At 61.9% G+C, this 12,783-nt stretch carries 12 protein-coding genes, 1 rRNA gene and 1 pseudogene; 13 read left to right on the top strand and 1 reads right to left on the bottom strand.

Annotated features, from left to right (window positions below):
- Nucleotides 1–159: 159 nt before the first annotated feature.
- The 11 genes and pseudogenes from F600_RS32650 (at nucleotide 160) to F600_RS0105560 (ending at nucleotide 8,613) form a co-directional block, all read left to right on the top strand.
- Nucleotides 160–363 (top strand): AtpZ/AtpI family protein, encoded by a 204-nt coding sequence (locus F600_RS32650; RefSeq protein ID WP_018159612.1) that lies wholly within the window; start codon nucleotides 160–162, stop codon nucleotides 361–363.
- A 13-nt stretch (nucleotides 364–376) separates the two neighbouring features.
- Nucleotides 377–787: an ATP synthase subunit I gene (locus tag F600_RS0105610; RefSeq protein ID WP_026306204.1), complete on the top strand. Its 411-nt coding sequence runs from the start codon at nucleotides 377–379 to the stop codon at nucleotides 785–787.
- Nucleotides 780–1,526 carry a F0F1 ATP synthase subunit A gene (gene atpB, locus F600_RS0105605; RefSeq protein WP_018159610.1) on the top strand — a complete coding sequence of 249 codons (747 nt, stop codon included), beginning with the start codon at nucleotides 780–782 and terminating at the stop codon, nucleotides 1,524–1,526. Before F600_RS0105610 ends, atpB begins: the two co-directional genes overlap by 8 nt.
- Before the next feature lie 68 nt (nucleotides 1,527–1,594).
- Nucleotides 1,595–1,843: a F0F1 ATP synthase subunit C gene (locus F600_RS0105600; RefSeq protein WP_018159609.1), complete on the top strand. Its 249-nt coding sequence runs from the start codon at nucleotides 1,595–1,597 to the stop codon at nucleotides 1,841–1,843.
- A gap of 3 nt (nucleotides 1,844–1,846) precedes the next feature.
- Nucleotides 1,847–2,329, top strand: coding sequence for a F0F1 ATP synthase subunit B (locus F600_RS0105595; RefSeq protein WP_018159608.1), 483 nt, complete (start codon nucleotides 1,847–1,849; stop codon nucleotides 2,327–2,329).
- 18 nt (nucleotides 2,330–2,347) lie between these two features.
- Nucleotides 2,348–3,675: pseudogene (locus F600_RS32610) on the top strand (F0F1 ATP synthase subunit B/delta).
- A gap of 84 nt (nucleotides 3,676–3,759) precedes the next feature.
- A complete protein-coding gene (gene atpA, locus F600_RS0105580) occupies nucleotides 3,760–5,397 on the top strand; it encodes a F0F1 ATP synthase subunit alpha (RefSeq protein ID WP_018159607.1) in 1,638 nt (545 codons plus the stop codon).
- An 11-nt stretch (nucleotides 5,398–5,408) separates the two neighbouring features.
- Nucleotides 5,409–6,335: a F0F1 ATP synthase subunit gamma gene (locus tag F600_RS0105575; protein ID WP_018159606.1), complete on the top strand. Its 927-nt coding sequence runs from the start codon at nucleotides 5,409–5,411 to the stop codon at nucleotides 6,333–6,335.
- Between the two features lies 1 nt (nucleotide 6,336).
- On the top strand, nucleotides 6,337–7,761 hold the full coding sequence (gene atpD, locus F600_RS0105570; protein ID WP_026306201.1) for a F0F1 ATP synthase subunit beta: 1,425 nt from the start codon (nucleotides 6,337–6,339) through the stop codon (nucleotides 7,759–7,761).
- Nucleotides 7,761–8,126, top strand: a complete 366-nt coding sequence (locus F600_RS0105565; RefSeq protein ID WP_018159604.1) for a F0F1 ATP synthase subunit epsilon — start codon at nucleotides 7,761–7,763, stop codon at nucleotides 8,124–8,126. The genes atpD and F600_RS0105565 overlap by 1 nt, the downstream gene beginning before the upstream one ends.
- Before the next feature lie 85 nt (nucleotides 8,127–8,211).
- Nucleotides 8,212–8,613, top strand: coding sequence for a DUF2550 domain-containing protein (locus tag F600_RS0105560; protein WP_051090753.1), 402 nt, complete (start codon nucleotides 8,212–8,214; stop codon nucleotides 8,611–8,613).
- Here F600_RS0105560 and F600_RS0105555 read toward each other — a convergent pair.
- Nucleotides 8,610–9,173, bottom strand: a complete 564-nt coding sequence (locus F600_RS0105555; protein WP_018159602.1) for a cob(I)yrinic acid a,c-diamide adenosyltransferase — start codon at nucleotides 9,171–9,173, stop codon at nucleotides 8,610–8,612. The genes F600_RS0105560 and F600_RS0105555 overlap by 4 nt on opposite strands.
- Nucleotides 9,174–9,245: 72 nt before the next feature.
- Here F600_RS0105555 and murA point away from each other — a divergent pair, with 72 nt between their 5' ends.
- Nucleotides 9,246–10,514 carry a UDP-N-acetylglucosamine 1-carboxyvinyltransferase gene (gene murA / locus F600_RS0105550; protein ID WP_018159601.1) on the top strand — a complete coding sequence of 423 codons (1,269 nt, stop codon included), beginning with the start codon at nucleotides 9,246–9,248 and terminating at the stop codon, nucleotides 10,512–10,514.
- A gap of 433 nt (nucleotides 10,515–10,947) precedes the next feature.
- A 16S ribosomal RNA gene (locus F600_RS0105545) occupies nucleotides 10,948–12,464 on the top strand.
- The last annotated feature ends 319 nt before the right edge of the window (nucleotides 12,465–12,783 follow it).

Raw genomic sequence — 12,783 nt, 5'->3', positions numbered from 1 at the left:
ACCCTGTGATACCGTTTGCGTGCCTTGGCCCCAGGTACCTCCTGTGGCCATGACAGTCTGCTTGGACGGGTTTTTGCGTCCGAAGCCGGCTGCGACCGATTAGGAGCTTTTCGTGAGCGTTCTGCGCCCGTCGGCCGCGCACTAGACAGCGCTGTCGTCGTGCCGGGTGAATCACCGAGTCCGCGTCAGTTGATTGGTCTTGGAGCGACCCTCGTAGGGTTTGTCGTTCTGGGATTGGTTGGCGGTATCGCGCTGGATTCGTGGCTGCATTCGACACCGGTATGGACGATGGTCGGCTTGTTCTTGGGCGTGCTCGGCGCGGTTGGAACCGCGATCGGAGAACTCCGGAAATTCTTGAGATAGGACCTAGCAGCTGATGTCGACGCCAGTGCAGGGAGGGCTTCCGGTTTATCCGGACGTGCCCAGCCTGAGTCGTCCCGCGCTCATCTCCGCGGTCCTCGGGGCTCTTGGCCTCGGTGCGGCCTTCTACTTCGACCGGTGGCTCATCGGTGCGCTGTTCTGTGTTGGCCTCCTTCTGGGCCTGCTGAACATCGCCCTGGCGCACCGCGACGTCGCCAAGGTGACCGCACAGGACAACCCCAACAAGCGGCAGTTAGCCGTCGCTTCTTTGAGTCGATTGATGGTGATTACCGCGATCGCTCTCGTGATAGGTTTCGTGCTGCGACCAGACGGGGTGGGAATCTTTGTCGGCCTCGCCGTTTTTCAGGTAATTCTCGTGGTAAACACGACCGTGCCCGTTATGAGAGGACTGCGCCAGCATGACTGACGTCGTCGGTGTCGACGTATTGGCAGAGGGAATTCCAGTCGGTGAGCACATCGACAAGACCATCTTTGGAATGACCTTCAACCTTGACACCATTTACTGCACGCTCATCGCCGCGGCAGTTGTCTTGGGTCTGGCTTTCTACCTCCGCGCAAAGGTCACCTCGGGTGTGCCGTCCGGCGTGCAGCTCTTCTTCGAAGGCATCACGGTCCAGCTGCGTGGACAGATCGAAAGCGCGATCGGAATGAAGGTCGCACCGTTCGTCCTCCCGCTCGCCGTCACCCTCTTCGTCTTCATCCTCGCCTCGAACTGGCTGTCGGTCGTTCCGGCGCAGTGGGGCCACGAGGAGTGGGTCAAGCCGCCGGCCTCGGACATCAACTTCGTTCTCGCGCTGGCGCTCTTCGTCTTCGTCGCCTACCAGCTCGCCGGTATCCGCCGTCGCGGTCCGTTCGGTCACGCCAAGGCTCTCGTCAAGGGACACGTCGCGATCCTCGCGCCGATCAACATCATCGAGGAGATCGCCAAGCCGGTCTCGCTGTCCCTCCGACTTTTCGGAAACATGTTCGCCGGCGGCATCATGATCACGCTGATCGGTTTGTTCCCGGCGTACATCATGTGGGGCCCGAACGCGATCTGGAAGCTGTTCGACTTGTTCGTCGGGCTCATCCAGGCGTTCATCTTCGCGCTGCTGACCATTCTGTACTTCGGCCAGTCGATGACTCTGGAAGACGAGCACCACTAATCCCATTCCTGGCCTGCACGGCCAACAGGTAAGACCAATCTCTCCATAAAAAGAAAAGGAAGAAGAAAATGGCAGACCCCCAGATCATCCAGGGAGCTCTCATCGGTGGCGGCCTGATCATGGCCGGTGGCGCGATCGGCGCTGGTATCGGTGACGGTCTCGCTGGTAGCCAGCTGATCGCCGGCATCGCTCGCCAGCCGGAGGCTCAGTCGCGTCTGTTCACCCCGTTCTTCATCACGGTCGGTCTGGTCGAGGCTGCATACTTCATCAACCTCGCTTTCATGGCCCTCTTCGTGTTCGCGACTCCGGGCGCCTAACTAATGACGACCTTGTTGGCCGAGGAGGAGAAGTCCAACTTTCTCATCCCCAACGGCACATTCTTCGTTGAGCTGATCATCTTCCTGGTCGTTCTCGGCGTCATCGCGGTGTTCGTTGTACCGCCGATCCGCGACGTCCTGCAAGCACGTGCCGACCGGATCGCCAAGACGGCGGACGATCAGCACAAGGCAGCTCGGGCGTTCAATGAGGCCGAGGCCAAGTACAAGGCGGAGATCAGGGCTGCGCGTTCTGACGCTGCCAAGATCCGCGACGAGGCCCGCGCCGAGGGACAGAAGATCCTCGACGACATGCGGTCGCGGGCCCGCGCCGAGGCCGATGCCATTTCGCGTAAGGCAGCCGAACAGCTGCAGGCGCAGGCTGACGCGGCGGCGGCCCAGGTGCGGTCGCAGATCAACCCCCTGGCTGATCAGCTGACCGGCCGGGTTCTCGGAATGCCTGTGGCCTCTCAGTCCGGACGGAGCTAAGGGTAAATGTCAGAGGGATTGTCGATCTTCATCGGACAGCTGTTCGCTTTCGCGGTGATCGTCGCAGTGATCGTCAAGTACGTGGTACCGCCGGTCAAGAAGCTGATGCAGACGCAGCAGGACGAAGTCCGCGAGCAGATGGCCGAGAGCGACAAGGCTCAGACCCGTCTGGCCGAAGCCGAGCGGTCGCTGGAGCAGGCGATCAGCGAGGCGCAGGTCGAGGCCGCACGCATCCGTGAGGACGCTCGTGGCGACGCGGACCGTATCGCCGAGCAGCTGCGCGAGCAGGCGGACGCCGAGGTGGCGCGGATCAAGGCCCACGGCGGCGAGCAGATCGATCTGCACCGTCGTCAGCTCGTGCGTTCGCTGCAGAGCGAACTCGCGACCGCGGCGCTGGCGCAGGCGGAGAAGAACGTGAACGAGAAGCTGGCTCAGCCCGGTGAGCGCGCAGCGAGCATCGATCGATTCATCGACGAGCTCGAGCGTATGGCCGAAGGTTCGTTGGTCGGCACTGAGGGGAGAAGCTGATGCAGGCAGCCAGCCGCGAATCGATCTCGAAGCTGTCTAGCAGCTTCGACAGTGTCATCTCAACGCTCGATGACGCGAGCCTGACGACTCTTGCCGACGAGCTGGCCGCCGTCGCCCGACTGCTCGCCGGCGAGGTCACGCTGCGCAAGCACCTCGCGAACCGTGCTGACGAGGCCGCGCCGAAGCAGGCTGCGGTTCGCTCGTTGCTCAGCAGCCGAGTCTCCGCGCCGACGCTGTCTCTTGTCGAGGCCGCGGTGTCGCTGCGTTGGTCTAAGAGCCGTGACCTCAAGAACGCGATCCAGCGCCTCGCCCGACTGGCTCTGATTGTCTCGGCCGAGCGCGCCGGGCAGATTGAGAACGTCGAGGACGAGCTTTTCCGCTTCAGCCGGGTGCTCGAATCGAACTCTCGTCTTGCGTCTCTGCTGGGTGACCCCACCGCAGCCGCGGACGGTCGAATCCAGCTGCTCGAACGTGTTCTTGCCGGCAAGACCACGTCGCACACGGCCGGGCTCCTTGCCCAGACGGTTCGCGGCGCGGACGGCTCGAACCTCTCGACTGTGGTGGCGGACCTCGCTGAGCTCGCCGCTGCGCGGCGCAACGAGTCGGTCGCACACGTGACGGCGCCCGTTGCGCTGTCCGACGGTCAGGACGCCCGCCTCACCGCGGTGCTGTCGAAGATCTACGGCCGGAAGATCTCGGTCCAGGTGGAAGTCGATTCCTCGATCGGCGGCGGTCTCGTGATCCGCCTCGGCGATGAAGTCATCGACGGAAGCATCGCGGCCCGTCTTTCGGCAGCAGCCGGCGAGATTCCGCGTTAACCCAAGCGCTGTCGTCCCGAGCACGGCATCGCGTCCACAACCCAAGAGCCTTAACACACAGTCGAAAGCAGGAAGCCGATAGCCATGGTGGAGTTGACGATCTCACCAGACGAGATTCAGGGCGCGATCGAGTCGTATGTCGCATCCTTCACTCCGGAGACCTCTCGCGAGGAAATCGGAATCGTGTCCGACACCGGTGACGGTATCGCGCACGTTGAGGGATTGCCGTCGGCGATGACGCAGGAACTGCTCGAGTTCAAGGACGGCACCCTCGGTGTCGCACTCAACCTCGACGAGGGCAGCATCGGTGCGGTCATCCTCGGCGAGTACAGCCACCTCGAAGAGGGCCAGCAGGTCAAGCGGACCGGCCAGGTTCTCTCGGTGCCGGTCGGTGACGCGTTCCTCGGTCGCGTCATCAACCCGCTCGGTGAGCCGATCGACGGACTCGGCGACATCGCCGCCGAGACCCGCCGTGCACTCGAGCTTCAGGCTCCGTCTGTCGTCGAGCGCCAGTCTGTCGGCGAGCCGCTGCAGACCGGCATCAAGGCGATCGACTCGCAGACCCCGATCGGTCGTGGCCAGCGTCAGCTGATCATCGGTGACCGCAAGACCGGAAAGACCACGGTCTGCGTCGACACGATCATCAACCAGAAGGAAGCCTGGGCAACCGGCGACCCGAACCAGCAGGTTCGCTGCGTCTACGTCGCCATCGGCCAGAAGGGCTCGACCGTCGCGGCTGTTCGTCAGTCACTCGAGGACGCGGGCGCTCTCGAATACACGACGATCGTCGCCGCTCCGGCTTCGGACCCGGCGGGCTTCAAGTGGCTCGCGCCGTACACCGGTTCGGCCATCGGCCAGCACTGGATGTACGCCGGCAAGCACGTTCTCATCGTCTTCGACGACCTGACCAAGCAGGCCGAGGCGTACCGCGCCATCTCGCTGCTGCTGCGTCGTCCGCCGGGCCGCGAGGCGTACCCGGGTGACGTCTTCTACCTTCACTCGCGCCTTCTCGAGCGTTGTGCAAAGCTCTCGGACGCGCTCGGCGCTGGTTCGATGACAGGTCTGCCGATCATCGAGACGAAGGCCAACGACATCTCGGCCTACATCCCGACGAATGTCATCTCGATCACCGACGGTCAGTGCTTCCTCGAGACCGACCTCTTCAACCAGGGCGTGCGTCCGGCTATCAACGTCGGTGTCTCGGTCTCCCGCGTTGGTGGTGCCGCGCAGATCAAGGCCATGAAGTCGGTCGCCGGTTCGCTTCGTCTGGAGCTCTCGCAGTACCGCGAGCTCGAGGCCTTCGCGGCCTTCGCTTCGGACCTGGACGCCGCTTCGAAGGCTCAGCTGGACCGCGGTGCACGCCTGGTCGAGCTGCTCAAGCAGAAGCAGTTCAGCCCGTACGCAGTCGAGGAGCAGGTCGTCGCGATCTACCTCGGTACCGGCGGTCACCTCGACTCGGTTCCGGTCGGCGACTGCACCCGCTTTGAACGCGAGTTCCTGGACTTCGTCAAGTCGCGTCACGCCAACCTGTTGACCGCGATCAAGGACTCGAAGAAGTTCGAAGAGGACACCGAGAGCGGCCTCAACGCTGCTGTCGCCGAGTTCAAGCGTGGATTCGCTTCCACCGATGGCTCCTCGGTCGTCGTCGAGGATGTCGAGCCGCTCGAGGGTGAGGGCGCGGAGTCGGTCAAGGCCAAGCGCCCGGCACCGAAGAAGGCCTAAGGCGTCGATCAATGGGTGCACAGTTACGCGTTCTGCGTCGACGGATCAAGTCTGCTGGGTCGATCAAGAAGATCACCAAGGCCCAGGAGCTGATCGCGACTTCGCGTATCGGTAAGGCACAGGCCCGAGTCGAGGCTGCCCGTCCGTACGCCGAAGAACTGACGAAGATGCTGTCGACGCTGGCCGGTGAGGCTGCGCTCGACCATCCGCTGCTGGTGGCGCGGGAGAACCCGCGCCGCGCGGGTGTCCTCGTGGTGACCTCGGATCGTGGTCTCTGCGGTGGATACAACGCCAATGTCTTGCGTGTGGCAGAGGAGCTCCAGGCGACTCTCCGCGCGGAGGGCAAGACGCCGGTGGTCTACGCCATCGGTCGTAAGGGCCTCGCGTTCTACTCGTTCCGCAACCGCGAGATCGCGCGTTCGTGGACGGGATTCTCGGAGCGTCCGGACTTCTCGAACGCGACCTCGGTCGCGGCCGATCTGGTGACTGACTTCCTCGCGGGTTCGCCTTCGGAGGGTTATGAGCCCAGCCTCGACGGACCGCCCGGCGTGGACGAGCTCCACATCGTCTACACCGAGTTCAAGTCGATGCTGACCCAGCAGGCCGTCGCTCGTCGGATCGCCCCGATGGACGTCGAGTACGAGGGCGAGGGTCCGAAAACGCTCTATGACTTCGAGCCTGACGCGGAGACTCTGTTCAACACTTTGTTGCCGCGTTACCTGACCACTCGGGTCTACGCCGCGCTTCTCGACGCCTCGGCGTCGGAGTCGGCTTCGCGCCGCCGTGCCATGAAGGCCGCAACGGACAACGCGAATGACTTGATTCAGAAGCTCAAGCTGGAAGCGAACCGCGCTCGCCAGGCCAGCATCACCCAGGAAATTAGTGAAATCGTTGGCGGCGTGGACGCGCTCGCCGCTGCAGCAGGAAGTGACGACTGAGATGACAGCAACTGCCACCAAGACCGGTCGGGTGGTCCGGGTCACCGGACCAGTCGTCGACGTCGAGTTCCCGCGCGATGCGATGCCGGAACTCTTCAGCGCGCTCCACGCTGAAGTCACCTTCCCGGAGCTGGCCAAGACTTTGACGCTCGAGGTTGCCCAGCACCTCGGTGACAATCTCGTCCGCACGATCTCGATGCAGCCGACCGACGGTCTCGTCCGTGGTGTCGACGTTGTCAACACCGGTTCGCCGATCTCGGTTCCGGTTGGCGACGGCGTCAAGGGCCACGTGTTCAACGCACTGGGTAAGTGCCTCGATGAGCCTGGCTACGGCGAGGACCTCGAGCACTGGGGCATCCACCGCCTGCCACCGGCGTTCGACCAGCTCGAGGGTCGTACCGAGGTTCTCGAAACCGGACTCAAGGTCGTCGACCTCCTCACCCCGTACGTGCGTGGTGGAAAGATCGGCCTCTTCGGTGGTGCCGGTGTCGGAAAGACGGTTCTCATCCAGGAGATGATCAACCGTATTGCGAAGAACTTCGCCGGTACGTCGGTGTTCGCCGGTGTCGGTGAGCGTACGCGTGAGGGCAACGACCTCTGGGTCGAGCTCGCAGACGCCAACGTCCTCAAGGACACCGCTTTGGTGTTCGGTCAGATGGACGAGCCGCCAGGAACGCGTATGCGCGTCGCCCTCTCGGCTCTGACGATGGCCGAGTACTTCCGTGACGTGCAGAACCAGGACGTTCTGCTCTTCATCGACAACATCTTCCGTTTCACCCAGGCCGGTTCCGAGGTTTCGACGCTTCTCGGTCGTATGCCTTCGGCCGTGGGTTACCAGCCGACGCTGGCCGACGAGATGGGTCAGCTCCAGGAGCGCATCACGTCGACCAAGGGTAAGTCGATCACCTCGATGCAGGCCGTTTACGTTCCTGCTGACGACTACACCGACCCGGCCCCGGCGGCGACGTTCGCGCACCTCGACGCGACCACCGAGCTCAGCCGTACCGTGTTCGCGAAGGGTATCTTCCCGGCCGTGGACCCGTTGGCCTCGTCCTCGACGATCCTCCTGCCGAGCGTCGTCGGTGAAGAGCACTACCGGGTTGCGCAGGAAGTCATCCGTATCCTGCAGCGTTACCAGGACCTCCAGGACATCATCGCCATCCTCGGTATCGACGAGCTCTCGGAAGAGGACAAGCAGCTCGTCGGTCGTGCACGTCGTGTCGAGCGCTTCCTGTCGCAGAACATGTACGCGGCCGAGCAGTTCACCGGTCAGGCCGGCTCGAACGTCCCGATCAAGGAGAACATCGAGGCGTTCGACCGTCTGTGCAAGGGCGAGTTCGACCACGTTCCGGAGCAGGCCTTCTTCATGATCGGTGGTCTCGAGGACCTCGCTGAGAAGGCTCAGAAGCTGGGTGTGAAGCTCTGATGGCCGAAATGGCGGTCGAGCTGGTCGCTGTAGACCGGCGGATCTGGTCGGGGAACGCAGGCTTTGTGTTCGCTCGTACCGTCGCTGGCGAGATCGGTATCCTTCCTCGCCACACTCCGCTGGTTGCACAGCTCGTCGATGACGCTTCGGTCCGGATCGATGACACCGAGGGCCAGTCGTTCACCTTCGCGGTGGACGGCGGGTTCCTTTCGGTCACCGAGCAGGGCGTCACGATTCTCGTTGGAAACGCGGAGCCGGCAGAGGACATCGATGCCGATGCCGCTGCCGAGGACGCACGGTCCGACGACGAGAGTGTGAGTGCCTGGGGTCGTGCTCGACTCCGGGCTCTCGGCAAGACGGTCTGACGACCTTCCTGCCAAGGAGTTCCTAAACGTCAAGGCGAGGAGCAGGTCAGCGTTGAGTTCCCAGATCGTGGTTCTCATTCTGCTGATGCTGCTCCTCGCTTTCGTTTGTGCGGTGCTCACATACCGCTTCGTTCTTATTCGCAATGGCGGAACGCAGGCCGTCATTCGCCGTAAGCCGCATTCCGGTTCCGGGGGCTGGCGCCACGGGCTCATTCGCTACGGCGAAGACGAGCTCGTCATCTTCAAACTTTCGAGTCTCCGCTTCGGCCCGGACTATCGGTTGAACCGGCAGGGGATCGACGTCGGTACGCGCCGCCTCCCGGTTCCGGTCGAGGCCGAGATCATGACGGACGATGTCCGAATCATCCAGCTCACTGAGGGCGCCGAGTGGTATGAACTCGCGCTCGAGCCCGGTGCGCTGACTGCTTTTCTGTCTTGGGTCGAGTCCCGCCCGTCGGGCCGCTCTCGGCGCGGCCGCCCGCACTAGCCGTTCGCGCCGGGCTTCCAGAGCACGTCATCTCCGCCGTTTGCGACGCGGGACAGGATGAACAGCAAGTCCGAAAGACGGTTGAGGTACTTCGCCGTCAGGACGTTGGTTCCTGGAAGGTCTTCATACGCTGACCACGCCGCGCGCTCGGCGCGACGACAGACAGTCCGCGTGACATGGAGCTGCGCCGCGAGTGGGGTTCCACCCGGCAGGATGAACGACGTCAGCGCCGGCAGATTCTCGTTGAACGAGTCGCAGTGCTTTTCCAATCGCTCGATGTAGCCCTCGGTGACCCGAAGCGCTTTGTGTGCGACATCCGGGGGAGTGGCGAGGTCCGCGCCGACGTCGAACAGATCGTTCTGAACTTCGCGAAGGACCTCGGCGATATCGGGTGCGATCTCCGGGAGGGTCAGCGCGAACCCGATGGTTGCATTGGTTTCATCGCAGTCGGCATAAGCGACGAGCCGAGCGTCGTTCTTCGAAACTCGGGAGAAGTCACTGAGACCTGTCGAGCCGTCGTCGCCGGTACGCGTATAGATCCGCGTCAGGTGGATCGCCATGGAAACAACGTTACCGCCAAGTTTGCTCGCACTATCTGGGACCACAGTCCAGTGCCTGACTAGGCTGGACTGGTGAGCGAAGCTGGGCATAAAGATCGATTTCTCGTCGGCGGTGGAACGCGGCTCGAGGGCGAAGTTCCGGTGACCGGTGCGAAGAACAGTGTTCTGAAGCTCATGGCGGCGACTTTGCTCGCCGAGGGTACGAGCGTCATCACCAATTGCCCGGACATTCTCGATGTGCCACTGATGGCGGATGTTCTGCGCGGACTCGGCTGTGAGGTCGTGATCGAAGGAGACAAGGTCTCGATCACGACGCCGGCGGAGCCGAAATATGCGGCGGACTTCGATGCGGTTCGTCAGTTCCGTGCGTCGGTATGCGTGCTCGGTCCGCTGATGGCGCGTTGCCGCCGTGCGATCGTCGCGCTTCCGGGTGGCGATGCGATCGGTAACCGCCCTCTGGATATGCACCAGGCGGGACTGGAACTGCTGGGCGCCCGGTCGTGGGTCGAGCACGGATGTCTGATGGCGGAGGCCGATGCGCTGACCGGTGCCAACATCGGCCTGGACTTCCCGTCGGTGGGGGCCACCGAGAACATCCTCATGGCCGCGGTTCTCGCCGAGGGGGAAACCGTCTTCACGAATGTCGCGCGCGAGCCCGAGATCGTTGACATCTGCAACATGCTCACGAAGATGGGCGCCAAGATCCAGGGTGCGGGCACCTCGACCCTGACCATCCAGGGCGTCAAGTCACTCAAGCCGACGACTCACGAGGTGATCGGCGATCGCATCGTCGCGGCCACGTGGGGGATTGCCGCTGCGATGACGCGTGGCGACGTACGGGTGACGGGCGTGAACCCGAAGCACCTCGCGGTTGTCCTCGACAAACTTCGCGCTGCCGGCGCACAGGTGACGCTCGAGCCGCGTGGCTTCCGGGTCGTCCAGGAGCAGCGCCCGCGTGCGGTAAACACTTCGACCCTCCCGTTCCCGGGATTCCCTACTGACGTTCAACCCTTTGCCATCGGCCTGGCTTGCGTATCGGAGGGGACCGCGATGATCACCGAGAACATCTTCGAAGCGCGCTTCCGTTTCGTCGACGAGATGGTCCGCCTCGGCGCCGACGCTCGTACCGATGGACACCACGTGTGGGTACGCGGAGTAGAGCGTCTTTCGAGCGCTCCGGTGTGGTCTGCCGACATCCGTGCCGGCGCCGGGCTGGTGCTCGCAGCGCTCTGCGCAGATGGGACCACAGAAGTTCACGATGTTTTCCATATCGATCGCGGATATCCGGCGTTCGTGGAGAACCTCCAGGGCCTAAATGCGCAGATAGAGCGCGTTTCTTAGCCCTCCGACACGGCCCGCGGAGCGCGATTTGACTCTGCACAAAACCTCGCGTAACTTAATCCAAGTCAGAGCGACACGGACACCGAACCGGAGAGCGAGAGGGAAACCTCGAAGCCCCGGGAACCGAGGTTGGACGAAGTTGCTGGACCGCCCCAAACACCGATTTGCACCGGAAAATTCCGGTCGCTACAGTGTGTAAGGGAAACACCAAGCAAGTGAAAAGGCGGAAACGCCTGGAGCTAGCGCGTGTTGTTTGAGAACTCAACAGTGTGTCGACAAGATTAGATTGTCAGTGCCAAATTGTTTTGGCTGGCTCTTCGCTTGTGAGAGTCAGTGGATTTATTTTTTTTAGTCAGTCATTTTTGGCTGGCGTGAGTTTTTGTTGGGTTCAACATTCACTCGTTTTTTCTGAAAACTTTGTTTTCTAGATTTTTCGATGGAGAGTTTGATCCTGGCTCAGGACGAACGCTGGCGGCGTGCTTAACACATGCAAGTCGAACGGTAAGGCCTTCGGGTACACGAGTGGCGAACGGGTGAGTAACACGTGGGTGATCTGCCCCCTACTCTGGGATAAGCCTGGGAAACTGGGTCTAATACCGGATATGACCTTGGGCTTCATGGTTCTTGGTGGAAAGTTTTTTCGGTAGGGGATGAGCCCGCGGCCTATCAGCTTGTTGGTGGGGTAATGGCCTACCAAGGCGACGACGGGTAGCCGGCCTGAGAGGGCGACCGGCCACACTGGGACTGAGACACGGCCCAGACTCCTACGGGAGGCAGCAGTGGGGAATATTGCACAATGGGCGAAAGCCTGATGCAGCGACGCCGCGTGGGGGATGACGGCCTTCGGGTTGTAAACCCCTTTCAGTCGGGACGAAGCGAGAGTGACGGTACCGATAGAAGAAGCACCGGCCAACTACGTGCCAGCAGCCGCGGTAATACGTAGGGTGCGAGCGTTGTCCGGAATTACTGGGCGTAAAGAGCTCGTAGGCGGCTTGTCGCGTTGTTCGTGAAAATTTACCGCTCAACGGTGAACTTGCGGGCGATACGGGCAGGCTAGAGTACTGCAGGGGAGACTGGAATTCCTGGTGTAGCGGTGAAATGCGCAGATATCAGGAGGAACACCGGTGGCGAAGGCGGGTCTCTGGGCAGTAACTGACGCTGAGGAGCGAAAGCGTGGGGAGCGAACAGGATTAGATACCCTGGTAGTCCACGCCGTAAACGGTGGGCGCTAGGTGTGGGTTTCCTTCCACGGGATCCGTGCCGTAGCTAACGCATTAAGCGCCCCGCCTGGGGAGTACGGCCGCAAGGCTAAAACTCAAAGGAATTGACGGGGGCCCGCACAAGCGGCGGAGCATGTGGATTAATTCGATGCAACGCGAAGAACCTTACCTGGGTTTGACATCTACCGGAAAGCCATAGAGATATGGCCCCCCTTGTGGTCGGTAGACAGGTGGTGCATGGCTGTCGTCAGCTCGTGTCGTGAGATGTTGGGTTAAGTCCCGCAACGAGCGCAACCCTTGTCCTGTGTTGCCAGCGGGTTATGCCGGGGACTCGCAGGAGACCGCCGGGGTCAACTCGGAGGAAGGTGGGGACGACGTCAAGTCATCATGCCCCTTATGTCCAGGGCTTCACACATGCTACAATGGCCGGTACAGAGGGCTGCGATACCGCGAGGTGGAGCGAATCCCTTAAAGCCGGTCTCAGTTCGGATTGGGGTCTGCAACTCGACCCCATGAAGTCGGAGTCGCTAGTAATCGCAGATCAGCAACGCTGCGGTGAATACGTTCCCGGGCCTTGTACACACCGCCCGTCACGTCATGAAAGTCGGTAACACCCGAAGCCGGTGGCCTAACCCCTTGTGGGAGGGAGCCGTCGAAGGTGGGATCGGCGATTGGGACGAAGTCGTAACAAGGTAGCCGTACCGGAAGGTGCGGCTGGATCACCTCCTTTCTAAGGAGCTCTAAGGAGCTATTCCTTGAATCAGCATCGTCATCACCGTTCGTGTGGTGGATGCTTCTGGGTGGAACGCTGATAATCGCGACGACGTGAGGTTCATTCGGACCGAAGGTTGTTCATTTTCTTGTGTGGCACACTGTTGGGTCCTGAGGCAGCACGCCCCGGGCATGCGAGTGCACGGAGTGGTTGTTTCGTGTGTTGTTTGAGAACTGGACAGTGGACGTGAGCATCTGACTTCACGAAGAGGCCGGCTACCGTATGGTGGCGGGTGTTTCTTTGTGGGGTTTTATTCTTTGTAGTGTTTTTGTTGAGG

Origin of the sequence: Smaragdicoccus niigatensis DSM 44881 = NBRC 103563 (assembly GCF_000380645.1) — a bacterium.
GTDB classification, from domain to species: Bacteria; Actinomycetota; Actinomycetes; order Mycobacteriales; family Mycobacteriaceae; genus Smaragdicoccus; species Smaragdicoccus niigatensis.
This window is presented reverse-complemented; position numbering and strand designations above follow the sequence as displayed.